This window comes from Bacillus thermotolerans (assembly GCF_000812025.2).
Classification (GTDB): domain Bacteria; phylum Bacillota; class Bacilli; order Bacillales; family Domibacillaceae; genus Quasibacillus; species Quasibacillus thermotolerans.
In genome coordinates, this window is sequence record NZ_JWJE02000033.1 from 20263 (window position 1) to 42962 (window position 22700).

A 22700-nucleotide genomic window follows, 5' to 3' on the forward strand; every position below is an offset into this window, starting at 1 on the left:
TCTTAGGAAATAGAAAAAACCGTCCATAGGAAAGACAGGTCTTTTCGTAGTTTTTTATAGAGGGAGTTCGCGAACCTCTCCTGCTTCAAGCAGAGTTCTTCCTTTTTACCTTGTACACTATAGCACAAACGAAATAAAAAGAAAAATAGCCAGAAAGGTTCGGCTATTTTCTCAATTCACTATATTTCTCGTTCACCCTTGCCTCTTCGCGCTTAGAAGCTCTTCGAAACAGCATAAAAACAATTACCGCACCTATAACAAACACTGCCATCATCAATACAGCTGGGATATATTCACTCTTATCCTCAGGAAAATACAAAAAGAACATATTTAGAACAAACCAATTCAGCACAGTCTCTTCTCCTTTCAGCCACTCACATAGCTATGTATTTACACGTGTGCCTTCTTCTATTATATCAAGTTCCCAAGGCTAAACCAACAACGACAAGAAATCTTCATAATATAGAAAAAGCCGGAAGCTCATGGCTTCCGGCTCGTCTTATTCTACAACAGTGATTTTCTCAATCACGACATCTTCTTTAGGCTTATCCTGAGGACCTGTTGGTGTCTTCGCAATTTCATCTACGACATCCATGCCTTCCACCACTTGTCCGAATACGGTATGGCGGAAGTCAAGCCAAGGAGTGCCGCCGTTTTCTACATAATGCTCAATAACCTCCTGCGGGTATCCAGCCTGTTCCAGCTGTCCTCTGAACCCTGGATCCATGTTGCTGTTTTGCACGATAAAGAATTGACTGCCATTTGTATTAGGACCAGCATTCGCCATAGAAAGTGCTCCCCGGAAGTTGAACAGCTCACGAGAGAATTCGTCTTCGAACGCTCCGCCGTAAATACTTTCTCCTCCCGTTCCTGTTCCATTCGGGTCACCGCCTTGAATCATAAAATCAGGGATGACACGATGGAAGATCAGGCCGTCATAATAGCCATTCTTGCTGTGTGTAACAAAGTTCTCAACTGTTTTTGGCGCCTGTTCAGGGAACAATTTAATCTTGATTGTTCCTTTGTTTGTTTGCATTTCAACTAGCCGTTCATTTGCAGCTACTTCTGCTGTGAATTGTGGATAACTCATTTCTTTCTCTCCTTCCTGTTGTTCCCAACCTCCCTCTTCCAGCGCGGGAAGACTAGAAGATTGCTGCTGGGATTCCTCCCCTTTGCTGCAGCCAGCCAGCAAAAGCAGAAGAATGCCTATTCCTACAGTGAAAAGACGATACATATTTTTTCACCTCTGCTTTTCACTTTAACCGATTGTAATGAAAAAATCATCTTCCATCCATCAAAACTTTCCTTTTATGTTAAAGTGAAAGAGAACAATAGGAGGTGATGGCTATGCAAGTAGGAGATATTGTAACGGCTTTTTACAAAACAGGAAAATACATAGGGGAAGTCACGGGCGTCTACCCTGACCGGTGCACAGTCAAAATAGCTGCTGTGCTTCGTCATCCTGCTCAAGGGGATCTCCATAATCCCAAGGAAGTAGAGGTTCCATTCTTTCATGAAAGAAAAGCGCTCGCTTACCGGGAGCAGGCGAACATCCCTTTAACAACTATTCAGCCCTATGAAGGAGATATACCAGACTACAATGCTTCTCTGAAAGAATCGGTGTTAAAGCTGAGAAATCGGCTCGAGAAAGAAGAAACTGCCTTTTCACGAAAAAGCTTGGAAGCTCTCAACGCTGTCCAAAGAGAGTACGAGTTAATGTATAATCTTTCCTGGGACTAAACCAGAAGCAGCCGATACAGTGAGTCAGCTGTTGCAAGCTGTTGGTTTTTCTGTTGATTTTTAGCACATTTGCTAATTTTATCGTCACAGCCTCTTTCTAAATCGTCATGTTTCGATTATTATGATGAAAGAGCTGTTTTCATACAGGGGAATAAGGTGACATATCAATCAGCAAAAGACCATACGGCAGAGTCCGGCACATTCTGTCTGGTTTTTCGCTGATTGTTCGTTTAAACGATCGGCCCTTAAGTAAGCAGGCTCCCTTTCTATGAATCTTCTAATAGAAAGGTCCTTCTGCTTTTCTTGGGCAGGTAAAACTTGAATAGAAAAGGCGGTTTACAGAACAATGAGGACAGTTTTTGGTTACCTGTTGATTGTATTGCTCGTTCCTGTGACTGTACTTTTATTTTACATCGCGAATGCAGAAGCCCAAAAGGTACAAGGCTTTGATGAAGTGATGGAGGAAAAAGTCATCTTAGATGAAGTCGAGCTTCCACAGGCGAGCAAGCTAGTCGACAAGAATGGTGAGACATACCTAGAGATTCACCAGCCTTATCGAGTGATTGTAGAGGGTGAGAAGATTCCCCCGTTTTTAAAGGAACTGTTTATACAATCGGAAGATAAGGACTTTTACGAGCACGCAGGTATTAATGCAGCTGCTATTATGCGCGCGATGCTTGTGAATGCCCAGGCCGACGAGATTGAGCAAGGCGCTAGCACAATTACACAGCAGCTGGCGCGGAATCTTTACTTATCACATGATCGCACAGTCGCCCGGAAAATTTCAGAGACGCTATATGCCTATCAGCTGGAAAAGGATCTATCAAAAGACGAGATTTTAAACCTTTACTTAAACGCTATCTACTTTGGTCACCAAGTATATGGTGTAGGAGCAGCTTCCCAGTATTATTTTCAAAAGGATGTCAGCGAACTGACGAAGGCGCAAATGGCCTTTATCGCATCCATTCCGAACAATCCATCGCTGTATGATCCCCTTAACCGCTTCGATAATACGAAAAACCGCCAGGAACGGCTGATTGATATTATGGAACGCGAAGGATTCATCACAGCAGCAGAAGCCGAGGAAATCAAGAAGGAGCCGATCAAGCTTCAGGTAAGAGATCGCATTGATAAGCATGCGAACTACTCTACTTATGTGACGGATGAATTGAAGAAGCTGATCGCTCAGACAGAAGGCTTTAATCAGCAAATGCAAAACGCCACGAAAGAAGAAAGAACACTTATCCAACATAAGCTGCAAGACCGTGTAGAAGAAGTTAGATCATCCGGTATTATTATTCATACATCGCTTGATCCTGCTATGCAGCAAAAGACCGAACAGGCGGTTAGCGGCACGCTCGGAAACAGCTCTGTTCAAGGCTCAGCGGCTGTTATTGATAATGAAACACGCGACATTGTCGCGCTTGTTGGAGGAAAAGATTTTCATAAAGGCGAATTCAACAGAAGCTTTCAAGGCTTTCGTTCTCCAGGCTCTACCATTAAGCCATTGGTGGACTATGGGCCATATATCGAAAAGACTGGAGCAGGAGTGAACAGCTCAGTCAGCGCGAACAACTACTGCGCCCCTGGTTACTGTCCAGATAACTACAGTCACAGAGAATACGGAATGGTCACCTTGAAAGAGGCTTTTGCTAAATCGCATAATACCTCTGCTTTACGATTGTTTATGCAGACGGGTCCGAAAGAAGCCCTTTCTTATTTAGAAAAATTTGATTTTGAGAGATTAACAGAATCAGATATGGCAGCAGACCATTATTCAGCTTCTTTAGGAGCCTTTGAGCATGGTATGACTACACTGGAAATGGCCGGTGCGTATACATCCTTTATTGATGGAACGTTCACAAGTCCACGTGCTATTCAAAAAGTCACAAACCTTAAGGGAGAAGTGCTTTATGAATGGAAGGATGAGCCGGAGCGCGTATGGTCAGATGCAACCACTCAGAAACTGCGCAGCCTGCTTACAGCTGTTATTCAAACGGGTACTGGAAAAGAAGCCAATCCGGGCACGCCATATGCTGGCGGAAAAACCGGAACCTCGGCAAATGTTCATGATCTCTGGTTTGTTGGGTTAACTAACCAGTATACAGCCGGTGTCTGGGTCGGAAAAGATAACCCTGATAGTATTAGTTACCTGGAAAGCTATGGACCACAAAAAATCATTTGGCGACGCATCGTCCGATAATCATAAAAAAAGCTGCAAGGCGCACGCCTTGCAGCTTTTTTTGCTGTCATTCTTGCTCACTTGTAGATTCGAAGAAACCTTTCGGCCGCCGGACATAAAGAAACCTGCCCAAATCAGGCAGGTTTACAGCGGCAAGCCTCCGAGCACACCATTGTATAATTTCATGCCGACAAGCGCTAGCAATACGACAAGCGTTGACCACGAAACAATTTGAAAAGCAATCAGACCGATCAAATTAGCTGGAGATAAGTTTTTACTTGTCTTATATACAAAGTAGACGAAATAGCCAATAGCTGTCAGCGCAAAAATAATAAGAATTCCCTTTATTGAGGAGAAGCTTATAAGTGAGAGCAGACCGCCAAGGAAGAAAATAATTGATCCGCTGCGAACAACTCTTAACAACTCACCTTCTGTATCCTTAGAGAAAAATAATAGAGACAGCTCATTCAGTGTATTGGCAATAACCTTCAATCCAGAAATGATAAAGAAAAACAACATCATCAACGCAATTGTCATAGCTAGTTTCAACTCTGTTTCCGTAAACATCTCAAGCAGCCCTGTATATAAGCCAACCTGTTTAAAAAGAGAAACGGCAAGGCCTTGAGTGAATAAAGCAAAAGACAAACTAAACAATAAAATTGCTGCTAGAGGCAAATAGCCAGTTACGTAAGTATTTTTCATGAAGAATATACCCTCTCTTCCTTTCTTCCACTTTATTATGCAAGAGACGGCAAATAATGACAAGGGCTTTTTTCTCATTTTCAATAACAAGCAACATAATTTTCCATCAGGCTATCAAAATATCAAAAATAAAATTTTTTTATTAGCTGGTTTGTCACGTTTCTACATATTTATTATCATTACCCGACTTTTCTGTTAGTTCGATTTTCAGACCATGCATAATGCTTCTTTTTACGTTATAATGCTTTAGGAGGTATGAGATAGCGTGGTAAAGCGATAATACACATACAAATAATAAGCCGTGCACGCTGGCGGACGCCTCGTTATATACAGGTGTTCTTTTACTTTTTTTCGCACATATTCTTCAGGCTACGAGGAGGGATTTTTTTGTCTTTACTGCATTTAGCCATTTTTTCTCCTTTTTTAATGGCTATATTGGTTCCTTTATTCTATAAAGGGCTGAGAAAGATACATACTGGCTGGTTTGTCCTGATCCTGCCTATTGTATTGTTCGTGTATTTTCTGCAATTTCTGCCGGTCACTCGTGATAATGGAGTCTTCCAAAGGTCCTTTGACTGGATTCCATCGCTGGGCATTAGCTTCACCGCTTATGTCGATGGGCTTAGCTTATTGTTTGCTTTGCTTATTACCGGAATCGGGGCTCTCGTTGTTTTGTATTCCATTTTCTATTTATCGAAGGAAAGAGAAAGCCTTCACAATTTTTACGTCTATTTACTCATGTTCATGGGCGCGATGCTAGGTGTTGTTCTCTCAGATAACTTAATTACTCTGTATATGTTCTGGGAACTGACATCCATTTCCTCTTTCCTGCTTATCGCCTATTGGTATGACCGGGACCGTTCACGTTATGGTGCTTTAAAGTCCATGCTCATTACCGTATTTGGCGGTTTAGCGATGCTAGGCGGCTTTCTGCTGCTTTCCATCATGGGTGATACCTTCAGCGTACGTGAGCTAATCGCTCAAGCCGACGTACTCAATAACCATCCACTTTTCTTATTTGCGATGATTCTCATTCTTTTAGGCGCCTTTACAAAATCAGCCCAATTTCCATTCTATATCTGGCTTCCAGATGCGATGGAAGCGCCTACTCCTGTCAGCGCTTACCTGCATTCAGCTACGATGGTAAAGGCCGGTATTTATTTAGTCGCCCGTCTGAGTGCAATCTTTGCTTTTTCAGAGTATTGGTTTTGGCTCGTTGGCGGTATTGGTATTTTCACCTTATTCTGGGGATCATTCAATGCGGTGAAACAAACCGACTTGAAAGGGATTCTGGCTTTCTCCACTGTGAGCCAGCTCGGCTTGATTATGTCACTTCTTGGTGCAGGAGCGATCGCCCTTCACTTTGAGGCACTGGATGATAACATCTACACAGCAGCAACGATTGCCGCTGTCTTTCACTTAATTAACCACGCTACGTTCAAAGGAAGCTTATTCATGGTCGTTGGCATTGTGGATCATGAAACCGGTACAAGGGACATCCGCAGGCTCGGCGGCTTAATGAGCTTCATGCCGATCACCTTTACCATTGCTATTATCGGCGCCTTTTCTATGGCAGGGCTTCCGCCTTTCAATGGGTTCTTAAGTAAGGAAATGTTCTTTACTGGTATGCTTCAGCTGCTCTCAGCAGATATTTTCAACCTGGAGACTTGGGGCCTCTTGTTCCCAGTACTCGCCTGGGTAGGAAGCGTATTCACATTCATTTACAGCATGATTCTGGTATTTAAAACATTTACCGGGAAGTATCAGCCTGAAAAACTTGAGAGAAAGCCACACGAAGCACCATTCGGCATGCTTATTTCGCCAATCGTACTGGCGGCGCTCGTTGTGCTGTTCGGTCTTTTCCCGAATTTGCTGTCGTACAGCTTAATTCAGCCGGCAGCCGCAGCAATTATGCCTTCTATTGTACCTGCAGGCGAAGTGCTTGATGTCCACGTCTCTCATTGGCATGGCTTCTCTACTGAGCTATTCATGACCATTGGAGTAGTGGTTCTCGGTATACTCATGTATCTGACGTTGAATAAATGGATCCGGCTCTATAGCATATTCCCAGGAAAAGTTACATTAAATACGTTGTATGATACGGGCTTATATGCGTCCGAGCGCGGCTCTTATAATGTTACGAAAGCTTATATGAACGGGTCGATTCGTACGTATCTTATTTACATCTTTGTCTTCTTTATTGGAATTCTCGGGTTTACACTTTGGAACAAAGATGCCTTTACAGTCAGCACAGATAATCTCGCCCCAATTGGTGTGTATGAAATGGTTCTTTCAGCTGTTATCATAGCCGGTACCATGGCTATTTTGGCAGCCAAATCAAGGTTGACTTCTATCATTGCTTTAGGAGCCGTCGGCTACACGGTGTCCTTGTTCTTTGTTATTTTCCGAGCACCGGATTTAGCTTTGACGCAGTTAGTCATTGAAACAGTCTCAGTCGCCTTGTTCCTGCTTTGCTTCTACCACTTGCCTCAGCTGAACCGCGACCAGGAGGGAAGACGATTTAAGCTCGGCAACTTAGCTGTAGCTCTTGGTGTGGGAACAATAGTAACCTTGATGGCTCTGTCTGCTCACAGCACAAAGCGCTTTGAATCTATTTCTGAATACTACATTGCTAATACGTACGAAGAAGCTGCAGGCAAGAACATGGTTAACGTCATCCTCGTAGATTTCCGCGGATTCGATACATTATTCGAGATTTCTGTATTGGCTATTGCTGCACTTGGTATCTTCGGCATGATCAAACTGCGATTATCAAAGAAAGGAGAAGGAGCAGATGAATAATCCAAACAATGTGATTTTCCAGACGGCCAGCAAGGTTATCTTTTTCATCATTATCCTGTTCTCTATTCACCTGTTCTTCGCCGGTCATTATTACCCCGGCGGAGGCTTCATCGGTGGATTGATGACATCTGGAGCAATCGTGCTGCTGCTTCTTGCCTTTGATATTCAAACAGTAGCCAAGGGGTTCCCGGTAGATTATAAAATCGTTGTCGGTCTTGGTCTTCTGATTGCCATAGCTACGGCAGCCGGTGCAATGTTATTCAACGTTCCCTTCTTCACCCATGCATTTGGGGATGTATACCTCCCTATTCTCGGGGAAACGGGACTTCATACTGCCATGTTGTTTGACCTAGGGGTCTACCTAGTTGTTGTTGGCGTGACCATGACCATTATTCAAACGATAGGGGAGAGTGAGTAATGGAGATATTAATGTCAATTCTCATTGGATTTTTATTCGCGAGCGCTGTATATTTAATGCTTTCTAAGAGCTTGCTTCGGATTATCGTTGGCACCGGGCTGTTGAGCCACGGCGCCCATTTGCTGCTCATCACAATGGCAGGGTTAAAGAGAGGTGCCGCTCCCCTTCTTGGTGAAGAAGCAGCTTCCTATGTTGATCCCCTGCCGCAGGCTCTGATCCTGACAGCGATTGTCATTAGTTTCGGTATTACAGCCTTCTTCCTTGTTCTAGCTTATCGGGCTTATCAGGAATTAGGCACAGACAACACAGAAGAAATGAGAGGTAATGAAGCAAATGATTAACCTGTTAATTTTGCCCATTCTGATTCCTCTCGTTACTGCCACCTTGTTAATCATTTTTTCTAAGTCAATTGCAGTGCAGCGGGTAATTTCTCTTATTTCTACCATAGGTACCTTTGCTGCCTCGATTGTGTTGATTTTAACGGTAAAGAATGAGGGTATTCAGACAGTGAACTTAGGCAGCTGGCAGGCACCATTTGGCATTACGCTGGTGTCTGATATGCTATCTGCCGTACTCGTAGCGACTTCGTCGCTTATCGTATTATGTATTACCTTGTACTCCTTCCGTTCGATCGGCACAGCACGTGAACGATTCTACTATTATCCAATCGTTCAATTCCTGCTTGTCGGTGTAAACGGCGCCTTTACAACAGGTGATATCTTTAACCTGTTCGTATTCTTTGAAGTGATGCTGATGTCTTCTTACGTATTAATCGTTATCGGCGGAACGAAGATTCAGCTGCGGGAGTCAGTTAAATATATTCTCGTCAATATTATTTCCTCTGCCCTTTTCGTTATTGCAGTGGGGATGCTGTACTCAGTTGTCGGCTCCCTGAACATGGCGCACATTTCACAGCGGATCAGTGAAATCGGTCAATTGCCTATCTTGACTGTTCTAGCTGTCCTGTTCCTGATCGTATTCGGATTGAAGGGAGCGATTTTTCCGCTTTATTTCTGGCTTCCGGGCTCTTATTACGCCCCTCCTGTTCCGGTCCTTGCTTTGTTCGGCTCTCTGCTGACAAAGGTCGGTATTTATTCGATTATGCGGAGCTACTCGCTATTCTTTTATGGCGACCAGGCGTTTACTCATGAGCTTCTCAGCATTCTGGCGATTATAACTGTGATTGTTGGCTGCATCGGAGCCATTGCTTACTGGGATGTTAAGAAGATCATCATTTATAACATTATCGTAGCGGTCGGTGTGCTGCTCTTCGGCTTTTCGGTTGCAACGGAAGAATCCTACACAGGGACCATCTTCTATATCATTCATGATATGATCATTAAAGCGGCTCTCTTCCTGCTCATCGGTATCATGATTAAAATTACCGCTACGAGTGATTTGCGCCAGATGGGCGGATTGATTAAAAAGTATCCACTCGTCGGCTGGACCTTCCTGGTTGCCTGCTTTGCGCTTGCTGGGATTCCTCCGCTGAGCGGTTTTGTCGGCAAACTATTGATTGTACGGAGCGGCTTTGCCGAAGGACAATATATCGGTTCGATCATTGTTCTGTTATCGAGCCTTGTCGTTCTTTTCTCAGTAATCAAAATCTTTATGAATGGCTTCTGGAGAGCTCCAAAAGATTATCCTGGGGAAGAGAAGCAGCCTGTCCAGTTCCTGTGGGTGCCGGCAGCTATCCTTGTGCTCGCCTCTGTTCTCTATGGGACAGGTGCAGAAGTGATGTACCCGATTATTTCACAAGCCAGTGATGCACTCGTCAACCCGACAATCTATATCGATGCAGTGTTAAAGGAGTAATGTCTTATGGCTTTTCAAATTTTACTTAATTTCTTTTTAGCGTTTCTATGGATGTTTATCCAAGTATCCTTTGATGCATCAACCTTTATTATCGGATATCTTCTTGGAGCGATTCTCTTGTACGGCATGCGCCGGTTCTTTAAAACAGAGTTTTACCTGCGCCGCGTTTTTGCAGTGATCCGCTTAATTCTTCTGTTCTTTAAAGAATTGATTATGGCTAATATTGATGTACTCCGACTCATTTTGAGGCCAAAGCTCAATATCCAGCCAGGCATCTTCGCCTTGCCGACCGATTTGAAGAAAGACTGGGAAATCACTCTGTTATCCAGCTTAATTACATTAACGCCTGGTACGCTCGTCATAGACGTATCTGACGATCAAAAAATCTTATATGTGCATGCGATTGACTTGCCTGATGTTGAAGATGCCATTCACAGCATTAAAAACTCGTTTGAAAAAGCCATTAAGGAGGTGGGGCGCTGATGCTTGAAACAGTTATGCAGGTGGCGCTCTTGGCTGTAGCGGTTTCCACGCTGGGGTTTACGTACCGGGTCATTGTTGGACCGACTGTACCCGACCGTGTTGTTGCCCTTGATGCAATTGGTGTAAACCTGGTAGCCATGTGCGGTATCTTGTCCATGCTGCTAAAAACCAATGCTTTCTTGGATGTTATTTTGCTTATTGGTATTTTAGCGTTCATCGGTACAGTGGCCTTCTCGAAGTTCTTAGAGAAAGGAGAGATTATTGAAAATGAACCTCGCCGTTGATCTCTTAATCTCCTTCTTTCTAATCATAGGCGCCTTTCTGAGCCTGGTTGCTGCCTTCGGAGTTATCCGCCTTCCCGATGTCTATACCCGCAACCATGCCGCCTCTAAAAGCTCGACGCTTGGCGTGATGTCCATCCTTCTGGGCTGTTTCTTATATTTCTATCTTGTAGAAGGGCATTTCAGCTCACGAGTCCTTCTAGGGTTCATCTTTCTCTTTATGACAGCGCCGGTAGCCGCTCACTTAATCAGCCGTGCAGCTTACAACTCTGGTGTTGGGCTTTCTAAAGAGAGCATACGGGACGATTTAAAGAATAAGCCGCAAAAAAGCAAGTAAACCAAACCCCCAGCGAATCGCCGCTGGGGGTTTGATTATGGGTTCAATTCTCATATAGCCTATCCTGTATACTGCCGTCTTCGCGGTGGATCACAAGAATTCCTTCCTGTTCCTGAACATGCTCTTTCGCCCGGTCAGACACTTCACTTTTTGTTTCACCCGCTGCAATGCTTGACTCGCTGCCCTCTTTCACAAGCTGCCATCCGTCACCATTTTCTTTTGGTTTCAGATGATAGACAGGACGTCCTTTGTCACTTCCCTGCCCTTCTCCGACAGCATCGCGGGCCCGGTCGATTCCAATGGCGATAGACCTCCCTTCTGCATACCCCTCTTCTAGAAGGGCATTTGCTATTTCAATGGCTTTATTACGTACCTCCTCCGGCAAATTTTTCATTGATGCCGGGTAATCATTTTCGCTCCAAGGCATGCTTATTCCTCCTGCTTATTGATTACTCTTGCTTTTCCCTTTTACCCGGCAGAGGAAACTATTTTTTCTTTGGCATGACAGCAACCGTGCAACGGGAAAGGCAAATGAGTGCGCCCTCTTCATCGCGAATATGAATTTCCCATACCATTGTTGTTCGCCCTTGGTGAGCGATCGTAGCGACAGCTGTTACCGTTCCTTCTCTTTTGGCTTTAATGTGATTCGCATTGATTTCCAGTCCAAAGCAAATTTCCTTCTCTTCATCAATTAAATAGGCCGTTCCTACGCTGGCAGCCGTTTCTGCTAAAGCAACCGAAGCACCGCCATGCAGGAATCCGTGCGGCTGACGGGTACGTTCGTCGACAGGCATAGTCATAACAACCTTTCCTTTGCTTATCTCTACGAACTCCATTCCTAGCGAATGAGCTAATGTATTGGTCCTGTCCTTTAACATTTGTTCTCGATCCATCTCCTGTCCTCTCCTTCCGTAGCATCCATACCTCATTCATTATATCCATTCCACCGAATGCGCTCAATTGTCTCATTCCTTTTCAATGACCTTTACAAGCAATAAGAAAAGGCTTCCTAGTCAGGAAGCCTTCTCTGCTAATAGTGATAGTATGGTGGACGATGCGGCCGGTAGTAAGGCGGGTATGGCCGATGGTAATAATAAGGCGGATAATAAGGCCGGTGACAGTAACCCGGCCGTGAAATGGCTCCGCCAATCAGCCCGCCGAGCAGCCCGCCGACGAAAGGTCCTCCAATTGGGAAGATACGCTCATCTCGGTACATTCTCATATAACCTCCTTTTTTTCTCTCTACTATGTACTATGCTCGGAAAGACAAAAAGGCATGGGCTGCCGAAGAGCAGTCCATGCCTTGTTTCGTATCTTTTTAAACTAATAAAGCGGCGATCCATCCGAATATAATAACGGGAAGATTGTAATGCAAGAAGGTTGGTACACATGTATCCCAAATGTGATTGTGCTGGCCATCTACGTTTAATCCTGCTGTAGGACCAAGCGTACTATCTGAAGCTGGCGAACCGGCATCACCGAGCGCACCAGCCGTTCCTACAAGAATCACTGTCGCCATCGGGCTAAATCCGAGCTCGAGTGCAAGCGGAACAAAGATCGTAGCGATAATAGGGACCGTTGAAAATGACGACCCGATCCCCATCGTAACAAGCAAGCCGACTACTAGCATAAGGAAGGCGCCAAGGACCTGGTTGCCGCCAATCAGCGAAGCTGCTTGTTCCACTAGGTGTTCGACATGTCCTGTCTCCCTCATCACACTCGCAAAGCCAGCCGCCGCAATCATAACAAATCCAATGAACGCCATCATGCGCATGCCGGCAGTTAATAGCTCATCAGCTTCATTCCATTTCATCGCTCGTCCAATATACAAGATAATGATACCGATCAATGCACCGAAGACCATGGAATCTGTCCATAATTGAGCGGCAAGTGCACCAATCAGGGCAATAATAGAAACGATAACACCCGATGCAGAATATCCTTGAACCTCTTCTGTTTCACCCGCTATGACTGCATCATCGTATGTACGAGGTTTTCGATAAGAGAAGAAAACGGCAATCAGTAAACCACACAGCATACCAAGTGATGGAAACAGCATAGCTTTCGGTATATCGTCTATGCTAACCGTTAGCCCGCTTTGAGTAATATTATCTGCAATGATCCCCTGGAAGATTTGTCCGAAGCCCACCGGAAGCAGCATATACGGTGTCACTAACCCGAAGGTTAAAACCGAGGCAATCAGTCGCCGGTCAATCTTCAATTCATTCATGACTTTCAATAGAGGCGGAATCAATAAAGGAATGAAAGCAATATGAATAGGAATGAGGTTCTGCGAGAAGCAGGCCATTAATAAGACAAAGAGGATAATCAATGCGCGCGGCAACTTCTTCGAGCGCGCCTCTCCTTTTGTTCCAACCCGTTTTAAAATAAATTCTACTAATACATTAGGGAGTCCTGTGCTTGAGATCGCTACAGCAAATCCTCCAAGCATGGCGTAGCTAAGCGCAACATTCGCTCCACCGCCAACTCCGTCGGTAAACGCTCCAATTGTACCCTCTATGCCTAAGCCGCCAATGATGCCTCCTGCCAATGCTCCTGCGATTAATGAAAAGACAACATTTACACGCAACAAGCTTAGAAGAAGCATAACCACGACAGCAATTACTACAGCATTCATCTAAGATGCCCCTTTCACTTTAGTTTGCTAAATTAGTAGAGCACTAAACAGAAAGATAGCAGACTTCCTTATCCCTTGTCAATGCCTTCTTCTAAATACCAAACATTTTCCTAAATAGGTTCGCTTTTACGCTTTAAAGGGGTGGGGGACAGTCCCCCACCCCTTTAAAGCGTAAAAGTCCTTGTTCGAAAAAAGCTGTCTCTTTTGACATGGTCATGAGACAGCTTTTTTCACTTTCATTTATTTATCTGTTCAAGCGCTTCTCTAACTGTAGAATATGCTTTAATAGCAGAAAGATCGGCTCCAATGTTAGTAATCTTCTGCGCGAGATCAGGGCGAATGCCGGTAGCAATTGGTTCAATCCCAATCATTTTAAGTATCTGATACATATCAAATAAAGACTTCTCTACCATCGTATCTATATGAGAAAGACCTGAAAAGTCGATAATTAAGCTTTCAAGCTGAAGCTCCGCTACACGGGGCACCGTTTTCTCTAGCAAAAAGGCCGCTCGTTCTTCATTAATTGATCCCACAATAGGAAGAACAGCTAAGCCTTGCTGAAGAGGGACAATTGGCGCAGATAAGTGCATAATTTCCGCTTGTGCCTCCTGTATTAACTCTTCTACTTTTTGCTCAAAGGCACGGATCACTTCATTTAAGCTAACATCCAGCATCAAATGAACTTGCCTCTTCAAAAAGCCTGCTTCCTCCGAAGTTAAGTCGAATTGATCAGCAAGAGCCGCCAGCTTTTCTGCAAAAGCCCAGCGTGCCGCTGGATAACGATCTGCCACAGCAGAGATCCTTTCCCCTTTTTCAGCTGTGTAGCTTCCTTTCTTTCTGCTCCAATCCAATAATTGCTCTGATGGTATACCTCTTCCGGAAGAAAGAACTTCACTAGAAATATGGATGAAGTCCGTATACATCTCCACGTACTCCCTTATTTCCTGGTCAGACATTTCATCATCAAGCTGAGAAACAATCGTATGTACAAGTTCGTCCGCCAACTCCAGGGAGTGCTCATCAAGATAAGCAGCGAGCCTTAAAACCTTCTCCATGCTTTCCCCTCCCTTCTTATTCTCATTATAATCTAAAAGAATAGAGGAATCAGTAAAAGCTGGCTTTTTCTATAATGAAAAGAACCCGCTGACATGACAGCGGGTGTGATCCTCTATTTCTCTTGATTATCAGGCCTTCTCAGCGCTAACAGAGCCAGCGTACGGGCCATTACACCTGTTGCTCCTGCTGGTCCAAGTGCGGACGCCTTACTTGAATCAGCTGTGCCCGCAATATCTAAATGCACCCAAGGCGTATCTTCCGCAAACTCACCGACGAAGCCGCCACCCATAATCGCATGGCCTTCACGTCCTGGCGAATTGTTTAAATCGGCAATTTTACTGCTCCGGATACGTTGCTTATCCTTCTCTGTCAGCGGTAAACGCCAAATGAATTCTCCTGCTTCATTGGAAGCTTCAAGCACTTCCTCGAAGAACTCTTCATTGTTTGTGAGGGCACCCGTTTTATCGTCCCCAAGCGCGACAACGACTCCCCCAGTCAATGTAGCCACGTCGACTAAATAATCAGCTTTATGATGCTTGGCGTACGTCATGGCGTCAGCTAACACTAAACGGCCTTCTGCGTCCGTATTCAGCACCTCAATGGTTTTTCCGCTCATCGAAGTAATGACATCATCAGGCTTAAAAGCTTCTCCGCTGATCATATTATCTGTTGCCGGGATGACGGCCACTACATTTTGCTGGGGCTTAAGCTCGCCAATAATTTCCATGGCCCCAAATACAGCTGCAGCCCCGCCCATATCCGTTTTCATGCCAACAATGCCTGTTTTCGGCTTAATCGAATAGCCGCCTGTATCAAAAGTAATCCCTTTGCCGACAAGGCCCAGGACATCTTTCCACTCTTCCTGTCCATGATATTTTAGTGTAATCATTTTTGGCGGTTCAACGGATCCTTGGTTGACTGCTAAAAATGCTCCCATACCGAGCTTCTCGATGTCCTCTTTCTCCAGAATTTCCACCTCGAAATTGTATGTTTCAGCCAGCTTTCGTGCATAGTCAGCCATGTCGCTCGCTGTCAGCAGATTTCCCGGTGTATTCACAAGTGTACGGGCTGAATTTGTTCCTTGGCTAAAGACATAGCCGACATGGAGGGCCGCACTAACGACACCTGCTTCAGCTTTCGTATAAACCGTTACTTGCTCTACAGCCTGCTCCGGGTCGTTCGACTGCTGCTTATAGCCTTTAAATTCATAAGAAGCGAGTCCAAATGCCTCGCTAAAGGCATGGGCCGCATCATCTGCCTCTATTCTCTCGCACACAAAGCTATCAAGAGCCACCGCTATGGAAGAAAGCCGCACCTTCTTTATCGTTTTGGCCGCCGCGCCAATAGCTTCCTTCATCTCTTGGAAATCAGCCTTCTTATCTTTTCCTAGACCAATAAACAAGAGGCGCTTTACCGGCACTCTTCCTAATGTTGGAATAAGGGCCGTCTCCTTTTTCTTAGCGGATATGTCTCCTTCTTTGACAAGTTCCGTCAGTTGTCCATTTAGCGCTTCATCTAGCTCAGCTAATTCGCCTTCAAACTTAATCGGACGGTCGTACAGTCCAATTATGAGTAATTCTTCTTTCTCTTTTAAAAAGGTTTCATTCTTCACACTAAACATTACATGCACCTCCATGCTCATTATACAGGAAAGATTTTCTTAGCACGAAACATAACTGTAGTATAATAGAAGAAACTATCCAGTAAAAGGAGGTTTATCATGCGTATTATTTCTATTTGCCCGAGCAATACGGAAATGGTAGAGTTTCTCGGCCTAACAGAACATTTAATCGGCGTAGATGACTATTCAGACTGGCCACCTGAAGTGGATCATCTGCCGAACCTCGGTCCAGATTTGTCCATTGATATGGATAAAGTGGAAGCACTGAAGCCTGACTTAGTTCTTGCTTCCTTAAGTGTTCCAGGCATGGAGAAGAATGTGGAGAAGCTTAAAGAGCGTAATATTCCGTACATTGTGACAAATCCTCAATCCTTATCAGAAATCGGTGAATCGGTGAAAGAAATGGGGAGAATATGTGGGGTGCCTGAACGCGGAGTACAGGCTGCTGAGGTTTATAAGGAACAGCTCGAACAGTTTCGGTCGGCTGCTTCCCGTATAGAGGAGCGCCCTTCGCTCTATTGGGAGTGGTGGCCAAAGCCCGTGTTTGCGCCTGGCCAAGTGAATTGGTTAACCGAAATCAGTGAACTGGCCGGTGCCCACAACCTATTTGCTGATCGAAAGACGGCAAATGTTCAGAGTGATTGGGAGGAAGTTAAGGGGAAAAACCCCGACTATATTCTGCTTTCATGGGTGGGTGTACCGATTGAGAAAATCCAGCCTTCGAGCGTTTTAAAGCGGCCGGGCTGGAGTGAGCTTCCCGCTGTCAAGCAGGGACGCGTCCATGTGATGGAAGAGCATCTTTTCTGCCGCCCGTCCTTAAGACTCGTGGCCGGTCTTCATAAACTGGCTAACTTAATTCATCCGCACGCTTTTCAATCGATTCAGCTAGACCCTTTCTTTGAAAAAAGCCGCAGCTCCTGATGAGGAGAACCGCGGCTTTTTTAGAATATAAAAAACGGCCGCTTCATCGATCGGCCGTGTGTTAAAACATTCGATATCCTTTTTGGCGCAAAATTCGCATCGTAATTCCTGATACAATCGCACCGAGGAAGCCGCTGGTTAGGATAATAATATCCGCGAGCTTCAAAGAAGTCATTTTTGTTCCTAATGCATGGAATGATTCACCGGCGTTAAAAATATAATCAAACGTACTGATTCCATCCACGATAGCAATCGTTACAAGCGGATAAATAAATGCCATAATCCATGTCATGCGAAGCAGCATATTTAATAAAAAACCAATACCGAAAAATAAAATAAAAAATAACAGAATCGAAACAAGCAAAATGGCTACATGCATTCCTGTCCCCCCCCTAAATCACTAATGAATAGTGTACTCAATTCCCTGTCAAACGTCAACCGCTCCCCGCCCGCGCTTCACCCCTTTAAAGGAATGGGGGACAGACCCCCGTTCCTTTAAAGCGATAAAGTGTTCTGTCGTTTAGATGGCTTTGTGCGCAAAAAGAGATTGTTCAGGTTGAAAATGCATGGTATATTATCAGAAATTTCTAAAAGAAGGGGTGCTCTTTTGAGTGTTCACACATTGACGAAGCCGTGCAGCTATTGTGAAGGCCATGGGTATGTTCAACTACTGCTTGGAGGCTCAGAAACTTGTCCGTACTGTAAAGGAACCGCTTCAGAAAAAGAGCAAAAATAACAGAAAGAGACCGGCTGCTTAGAGAGCCGGTCTCTTTCTGTTCTATCTGAGGGACACTCTGCTCTAAAGGCTTAGCGTCTGCTGTTCATTCAAATAAGGTTGATTAGATAAAGTTAAATTTACCTTTTTTCAGTACAAGACCAGGACCACCGATCATTAACAGCGCACGGTTATCGATCATTTTCTTCATAAAGGAGGCTTTCGTGCCAGTTAATTTTTTGCCATAGACCACACCAATGGCATCGTTATCACCTAGTGAACATACTGTTCCTTTAATATCCGGCTTGAAGGTTTCAAGTGTTCCTTGATCACCTCGAATAAGCTTAACAATGTTACGCGCACACACTTCCCCTTGCTGCATAGAGATTTGTGCAGTTGGAGGATATGGACGATTGATTTCTTCATTGATGACAAGAGAACAGTCACCGATCACGAATACATTATCATGACCTGGTGCACGTAAATCAGCATCTACTTTCACGCGAGCACGCATGTTCTCAATGCCTGACTTTTCGATAAGGCTGCTTCCTCGTACACCTGCTGCCCAGATAACTGTACCGGCTTTAATTTCTTCTAATTCACCGTCACCTTTATCCACTTTAATACCTTCTGTTGTTGCTTCTTTAATTGGTGTGCCGATTTTGAACTCGACGCCTTTCTTCTCCAATTGAGCGACAGCATATTGAACAAGCTCCGGATCGAAACCAGGAAGAACAGTTGGAGCAGCTTCTACACAGTAAATGCGTACTTTTGAATAATCGATATCGTATTCACGGCATAGAATCGGCACACGGTTTACAAGCTCGCCAAGGAACTCAATACCTGTAAATCCAGCACCGCCGACTACGATTCGCAAACGATTTTCATCTTTTTCTGTTTCTGTTGCGTATGTAGCAAATTGATAATCTATATGCTCACGGATTTGACGAGCAGCATTCACGTTAGAAATAGTAAATGCATGTTCCTTCAAGCCTGGGATGCCGAACGTTTCGGATTCTCCGCCAAGTGCGATAACTAAATAGTCATACTCCACTTCACCCGTGCTTAATACTACCTTCTTCTCAGCTGGTTTAATATCTTCTACTTCTGCGCGGACAAACTCTACTTTACTGCGGTTAATAACACTGTCTACATCATAACGCACGCGGTCATGATGAAGCGTACCTGCAGAAGCTTCATGCAGCCAAGTTGTTTCGTAGTGGTAATCATGTCTGTTCACAAGTACAATATTTGCCTCGTCTTGCCCTAAAGCCTTTTGCAGACGAGTTACTGTCATTAGGCCGCCGTAGCCTGCACCTAACACGACGATTTTAGGTTTGTTCATAAGAGATCCCTGCCACCTTCTACACATATTTTTGCGCTCGCATTCGCACAATATACAAATCACTCGGTCATTCAATGAAAATGTGATTATTTTCACGAATGGTGGTAAAAAAATACTTTACAAAAAGTAAAAGAAAATTGTATGAAAATGTAACAAAGCATTCTAGTTCAATAATATGCTTTTTCGAGTGCTTTTTCAAGACATTTCATAGATTTCACCTATTTGCTTTTCTCTTTACCTCCATTCGTTTTTTTGTTTCAAAACAGGGTACATTAACTAGTAAGATTTTTACAAGAACAGGGGGATTCGCATGAATATACTTGTTATTGGAGCCAGCGGATTAACCGGAAGAATCATTGTTAAAAAAGTAATGGAACACAATCAGCATATTGCCCGGCCCATGATTCGCAAAGCGGAACACACCGAAGCAATGGAAAAGCTCGGAACCAAGCCGATCCTAGCAGATTTAGAGCAGGACTTCAGCTTTGCCATGAACGACGTCAATGCCGTGATCTTCGCAGCTGGTTCAGGGTCAAGTACCGGCCATGATAAAACGATTGCCGTTGATCAGGAAGGCGCCAAGAAAGCAGTCGATTTTGCGAAGGAGAAGAACATTGAGCGCTTTATTATGCTCAGCTCCATGGGAACAAACAGCCTTGAGGAAGCACCCGATTCTATACGCCCTTATCTAGAGGCAAAGAGAAACGCTGACGATTACCTTATTGAGAGCGGATTAAACTTCACTATTGTCCGGCCAGGCGCATTAACAAACGACCCTGGAACCGGCAGAATTGAACTGGCTACACAGATCACCCCAATGGGGGGCGCCATTTCCCGTGAGGACGTAGCAGAAGTGCTTGTTGCCTCTCTGCTCACTAAAGAAACGGAAGGAAAAGTATTCGAAATCATTAATGGAGATACACCCATTGGTGATGCATTAACGCGAATTTAAACAAAAAAGCACCCTGTATACAGGGTGCTTTTGAAGTATAGGCAGCTTTAGCCGCTAACCTCATTTCCGAGGTAAACTTTATAATTATTTTTCCCTTGCTTCTTCGCTTGATACATAGCTGTATCTGCTTGCTTGATCAGTGCCTCAGCCTTTTCACCAAATTTATCCGTGAAGGAGACGCCGACACTCGGGGTAATGCAAATCTTCTGCTCTTCTATAATGAAGGGGAAATTCAGATCCTCTATAATCTTCTCGGCGACCGCTTGTGCTTCCTCTTGTTGAATAGAAGGCATCAAAACAGCAAACTCGTCGCCCGCTAACCGTGATACCAGGTTCCTCCGGCCAGTACTATTTGTTAACCGCTTAGCCACTTCTACTAAAAGCAAATCACCAACGTCATGCCCAAATGTGTCATTTACCCGCTTAAACCCATCTAAATCAATAAACATGACAGCCACAGCAGAAACATCGAATGGGACAGACTGTAATGCTTTATTTAACGAATCTAATAGCAAGCGCCTGTTAGGCAATCCTGTCAGCGGATCATGATAAGCCATTCGGCAAACTAGATTCTCCGCTCTTTTACGGTCGGTGATGTCTTTAAAGAAGATTTGCACGAACCGCTCGCCATCATGAATGATCGGTATGCCTTTAATCTCTACATCAATGACCTGCTTGTCCAGCCGTATCATCTGCTCCTCCAGCATATCTACAGGTCGGTTCTCTTCCCGGATGGTTCGCCACCGTTCCTGCACGATTGCATGATAATCTGGATGAATAAATGTCAGCATATTTTGACCGACTAGGCTTTCCGGCTTTTGAACGCCGAGTATTTTCATACCGGCAGGGTTCATATAAGTAATAACACCGAACCGGTGAATAGCTATCCCGATAGGAGATAATTCCACTAACCGCCGATACTTCTCTTCACTCTCTTTAATCTTAGCGGTGTACCGCTCATTTCTCGCAGAGATGGCTAGTAACACCAATAAAATAAAAACAATAAACAAACTGCTAATAAACTCTATAACAGAACTTGAACTGGAGTATCCGGCGCTTGACACACCATGATCATGAGCAGTGAAGTCTACTGCACTCATTCCGGCGTAATGCATGCTGGATATCGCCAAACCTAAAAAAGCAGAACCTAACAATTTTTTAACTAGTGTACTGCTTCTATATTTAAAGAGAAACCAGAAGGCCAGCCTGGAGACCAATATAGCAATGACGAGAGAAGCCATGAATAATACCCGGTCGTATGCCGCTTCTTCCAACATTGTTATTGATTTCATTCCCATATAGTTAGTGCATTCCTACAATTCCTGCCCCTAAAACCATACTGCTGATCATCATAGAATGTTTTCTATGCTGGGCTCCTTCGACAATCCAAAAGGAAAAAGCAGAGGAAGTCACGGACAAAATAAATGACAGGATAACTAAGCTCATGTCATAGGTCACTTGAGTATTTAAATAAAGTGAAAGCATGTCAACAAAATGCATCGTCCATATGCCGCCGCCCATCACGATAGAAGAAAGAAACAATAACCACTTATCTCTCTTTGTATTATGCACTGTAATTCGGCTTAGAAGGTTAACAGCCACATAAGAAGCAAACACCGCCACCACAATCGAAATAACCATTAGATTCATATGGTGAAACTCGATTAGTTCTTTTTCAGCCAGCATATTCATAACAACCTTTATTTAGTATAACTTCCATACTTTAACTATCAAAGAAAGAGACTCCTCATTCAACTACTTTTTTCTTTCTTCTGCCTTACAGCCAGGAAGAAGCGCATGACTTTTTAGCAGATCATAAAAAAAGATCCAGCTAAAGCCAGATCCTTTTAAATCGTATTCAATTAAATATGCGGTAATCTCCTCACTGACCAAAGCGCTCTGCCAATCACACTACTCTGACACAGCTTGATCAACCTGCTGAGCCCACTGTACGACTTCCGATAAATTGACAGAGTTGTCCCAAAGGTATAAAGTGTCTTTCTCGAATCTTCGAAGATTCTCATGAATATCCGTTTGGCCGAGTATGGGGTCGGTATTTATATCCGCCATAGCAGCCCACTGATCTAACCGAGCATCGAACTGCTCGTAATCATTCCTTACCTCCCTAAGACCGCTAGGAGGATCCTGTGGTATGCCGGGCCACCTTTTTCTTATTAATTCGACTCTTTCCTTTGTTCTTTCTTGTTCATCTTTATGAGCACCAGCGTCAATAGGATCAACGATACGCAAAATAACGATCGCATTTCCTAAGAGATTCATCGCCTGCCGAATAATACTGTTGGGAGATTGCCTATGCCTCAAGCTTTCATTGATTTGATTAGCCTCCGAAACAATCCAGCCTGCACGTAATTTCATTTCATCAGCGTACTTTTCTAAAATAACCTTCCGGGTATCTTTATCCTCCGGAAAATGCTTCAATTTACTCAATTCTTTGCACACCTCTTTTTCTATAGGTTCATTATTCGCCAACAAAGAGGTGTTTGTACAGTTATTTGTCCGACTCTTTATGAAACTTCTCCTTATAATGATCCATTTGCTTCTGACGGCACCTTACATTTCCTCTTTCACGCCTTAAAAAATGGTTCTAAATCAAATGTTGGGGTTTTAGGCTACCGCGCTACGCTTGGTGGCCTCTATAAAAAATGATGGATGGTACCATTCATCATTTTTT

At 44.1% G+C, this 22700-nt stretch carries 26 protein-coding genes and 1 riboswitch; of the genes, 12 read left to right on the plus strand and 14 right to left on the minus strand.

What is annotated here, in order from left to right:
- Nucleotides 1-40 precede the first annotated feature (40 nt).
- Nucleotides 41-84: riboswitch (PreQ1 riboswitch) on the minus strand.
- A gap of 79 nt (nt 85-163) precedes the next feature.
- Both QY97_RS12845 and QY97_RS12850 read right to left on the minus strand, forming a co-directional pair.
- Entirely contained in the window at nt 164-352 is a 189-nt protein-coding gene (locus tag QY97_RS12845) for a hypothetical protein (protein ID WP_039235114.1), read from the minus strand.
- Nucleotides 353-499: 147 nt separating this feature from the next.
- Nucleotides 500-1090: a peptidylprolyl isomerase gene (locus tag QY97_RS12850; protein ID WP_039235177.1), complete on the minus strand. Its 591-nt coding sequence runs from the start codon at nt 1088-1090 to the stop codon at nt 500-502.
- Nucleotides 1091-1347: 257 nt separating this feature from the next.
- On the opposite strand from QY97_RS12850, the gene QY97_RS12855 reads away from it, so the two are divergent.
- Together QY97_RS12855 and QY97_RS12860 are read left to right on the plus strand one after the other, a co-directional pair.
- Entirely contained in the window at nt 1348-1740 is a 393-nt protein-coding gene (locus tag QY97_RS12855) for a kinase-associated lipoprotein B (protein ID WP_039235116.1), read from the plus strand.
- A gap of 346 nt (nt 1741-2086) precedes the next feature.
- Nucleotides 2087-3943, plus strand: coding sequence for a transglycosylase domain-containing protein (locus tag QY97_RS12860; RefSeq protein WP_039235118.1), 1857 nt, complete (start codon nt 2087-2089; stop codon nt 3941-3943).
- 123 nt (nt 3944-4066) lie between these two features.
- On the opposite strand, the gene QY97_RS12865 is transcribed toward QY97_RS12860, so the two are convergent.
- Nucleotides 4067-4624, minus strand: coding sequence for a DUF5366 family protein (locus QY97_RS12865; protein WP_039235121.1), 558 nt, complete (start codon nt 4622-4624; stop codon nt 4067-4069).
- A 387-nt stretch (nt 4625-5011) separates the two neighbouring features.
- Here QY97_RS12865 and QY97_RS12875 point away from each other — a divergent pair, with 387 nt between their 5' ends.
- Genes QY97_RS12875 through mnhG form a run of 7 tightly spaced genes read left to right on the plus strand, consistent with a single transcriptional unit; the run spans nt 5012 to nt 10760 of the window.
- Nucleotides 5012-7426 carry a Na+/H+ antiporter subunit A gene (locus QY97_RS12875; RefSeq protein ID WP_039235124.1) on the plus strand — a complete coding sequence of 805 codons (2415 nt, stop codon included), beginning with the start codon at nt 5012-5014 and terminating at the stop codon, nt 7424-7426.
- Nucleotides 7419-7844, plus strand: coding sequence for a Na(+)/H(+) antiporter subunit B (locus QY97_RS12880; protein ID WP_039235127.1), 426 nt, complete (start codon nt 7419-7421; stop codon nt 7842-7844). Before QY97_RS12875 ends, QY97_RS12880 begins: the two co-directional genes overlap by 8 nt.
- Nucleotides 7844-8185 carry a Na(+)/H(+) antiporter subunit C gene (locus QY97_RS12885; RefSeq protein ID WP_039235130.1) on the plus strand — a complete coding sequence of 114 codons (342 nt, stop codon included), beginning with the start codon at nt 7844-7846 and terminating at the stop codon, nt 8183-8185. Before QY97_RS12880 ends, QY97_RS12885 begins: the two co-directional genes overlap by 1 nt.
- A complete protein-coding gene (locus QY97_RS12890; RefSeq protein ID WP_039235133.1) occupies nt 8178-9659 on the plus strand; it encodes a Na+/H+ antiporter subunit D in 1482 nt (493 codons plus the stop codon). Before QY97_RS12885 ends, QY97_RS12890 begins: the two co-directional genes overlap by 8 nt.
- 6 nt (nt 9660-9665) lie before the next feature.
- Entirely contained in the window at nt 9666-10142 is a 477-nt protein-coding gene (locus QY97_RS12895) for a Na+/H+ antiporter subunit E (protein WP_039235135.1), read from the plus strand.
- Nucleotides 10142-10426 carry a Na(+)/H(+) antiporter subunit F1 gene (locus tag QY97_RS12900; RefSeq protein ID WP_039235137.1) on the plus strand — a complete coding sequence of 95 codons (285 nt, stop codon included), beginning with the start codon at nt 10142-10144 and terminating at the stop codon, nt 10424-10426. Before QY97_RS12895 ends, QY97_RS12900 begins: the two co-directional genes overlap by 1 nt.
- A complete protein-coding gene (gene mnhG / locus QY97_RS12905; RefSeq protein ID WP_039235139.1) occupies nt 10410-10760 on the plus strand; it encodes a monovalent cation/H(+) antiporter subunit G in 351 nt (116 codons plus the stop codon). The genes QY97_RS12900 and mnhG overlap by 17 nt, the downstream gene beginning before the upstream one ends.
- A 43-nt stretch (nt 10761-10803) precedes the next feature.
- On the opposite strand, the gene QY97_RS12910 is transcribed toward mnhG, so the two are convergent.
- The 6 genes from QY97_RS12910 to QY97_RS12935 form a co-directional block, all read right to left on the minus strand.
- Nucleotides 10804-11187, minus strand: a complete 384-nt coding sequence (locus QY97_RS12910; protein ID WP_039235141.1) for a DUF2188 domain-containing protein — start codon at nt 11185-11187, stop codon at nt 10804-10806.
- A gap of 58 nt (nt 11188-11245) precedes the next feature.
- A complete protein-coding gene (locus QY97_RS12915; protein ID WP_039235180.1) occupies nt 11246-11638 on the minus strand; it encodes a hotdog fold thioesterase in 393 nt (130 codons plus the stop codon).
- A 152-nt stretch (nt 11639-11790) separates the two neighbouring features.
- Nucleotides 11791-11982 carry a hypothetical protein gene (locus tag QY97_RS12920; protein ID WP_039235144.1) on the minus strand — a complete coding sequence of 64 codons (192 nt, stop codon included), beginning with the start codon at nt 11980-11982 and terminating at the stop codon, nt 11791-11793.
- 96 nt (nt 11983-12078) lie between these two features.
- On the minus strand, nt 12079-13398 hold the full coding sequence (locus QY97_RS12925) for a Na+/H+ antiporter family protein (protein ID WP_039235146.1): 1320 nt from the start codon (nt 13396-13398) through the stop codon (nt 12079-12081).
- A gap of 236 nt (nt 13399-13634) precedes the next feature.
- Nucleotides 13635-14453, minus strand: coding sequence for an STAS domain-containing protein (locus tag QY97_RS12930; protein ID WP_039235149.1), 819 nt, complete (start codon nt 14451-14453; stop codon nt 13635-13637).
- A gap of 113 nt (nt 14454-14566) precedes the next feature.
- On the minus strand, nt 14567-16075 hold the full coding sequence (locus QY97_RS12935; protein WP_039235150.1) for a leucyl aminopeptidase: 1509 nt from the start codon (nt 16073-16075) through the stop codon (nt 14567-14569).
- 99 nt (nt 16076-16174) lie between these two features.
- On the opposite strand from QY97_RS12935, the gene QY97_RS12940 reads away from it, so the two are divergent.
- On the plus strand, nt 16175-16996 hold the full coding sequence (locus QY97_RS12940; protein WP_039235152.1) for a cobalamin-binding protein: 822 nt from the start codon (nt 16175-16177) through the stop codon (nt 16994-16996).
- A 61-nt stretch (nt 16997-17057) separates the two neighbouring features.
- On the opposite strand, the gene QY97_RS12945 is transcribed toward QY97_RS12940, so the two are convergent.
- A complete protein-coding gene (locus tag QY97_RS12945) occupies nt 17058-17375 on the minus strand; it encodes a YuiB family protein (protein WP_039235157.1) in 318 nt (105 codons plus the stop codon).
- Between the two features lie 228 nt (nt 17376-17603).
- Between QY97_RS12945 and QY97_RS20685 the strand changes: the two genes are divergently transcribed.
- On the plus strand, nt 17604-17732 hold the full coding sequence (locus tag QY97_RS20685; protein WP_040047970.1) for a YuiA family protein: 129 nt from the start codon (nt 17604-17606) through the stop codon (nt 17730-17732).
- A 103-nt stretch (nt 17733-17835) separates the two neighbouring features.
- Here the strand turns inward: QY97_RS20685 and QY97_RS12950 are convergent, their stop codons facing one another.
- Nucleotides 17836-19056 (minus strand): NAD(P)/FAD-dependent oxidoreductase, encoded by a 1221-nt coding sequence (locus QY97_RS12950; RefSeq protein WP_039235159.1) that lies wholly within the window; start codon nt 19054-19056, stop codon nt 17836-17838.
- Between the two features lie 310 nt (nt 19057-19366).
- Between QY97_RS12950 and QY97_RS12955 the strand changes: the two genes are divergently transcribed.
- Nucleotides 19367-20008 carry an SDR family oxidoreductase gene (locus QY97_RS12955; RefSeq protein WP_039235161.1) on the plus strand — a complete coding sequence of 214 codons (642 nt, stop codon included), beginning with the start codon at nt 19367-19369 and terminating at the stop codon, nt 20006-20008.
- Between the two features lie 47 nt (nt 20009-20055).
- Here the strand turns inward: QY97_RS12955 and QY97_RS12960 are convergent, their stop codons facing one another.
- From QY97_RS12960 to QY97_RS12970, 3 genes are all read right to left on the minus strand, one after another.
- Nucleotides 20056-21306 (minus strand): diguanylate cyclase domain-containing protein, encoded by a 1251-nt coding sequence (locus QY97_RS12960; protein ID WP_052725837.1) that lies wholly within the window; start codon nt 21304-21306, stop codon nt 20056-20058.
- Between the two features lie 4 nt (nt 21307-21310).
- Nucleotides 21311-21694, minus strand: a complete 384-nt coding sequence (locus tag QY97_RS12965) for an MHYT domain-containing protein (RefSeq protein ID WP_039235166.1) — start codon at nt 21692-21694, stop codon at nt 21311-21313.
- 225 nt (nt 21695-21919) lie between these two features.
- Nucleotides 21920-22456 carry a hypothetical protein gene (locus tag QY97_RS12970; RefSeq protein WP_039235169.1) on the minus strand — a complete coding sequence of 179 codons (537 nt, stop codon included), beginning with the start codon at nt 22454-22456 and terminating at the stop codon, nt 21920-21922.
- Nucleotides 22457-22700 lie beyond the last annotated feature (244 nt).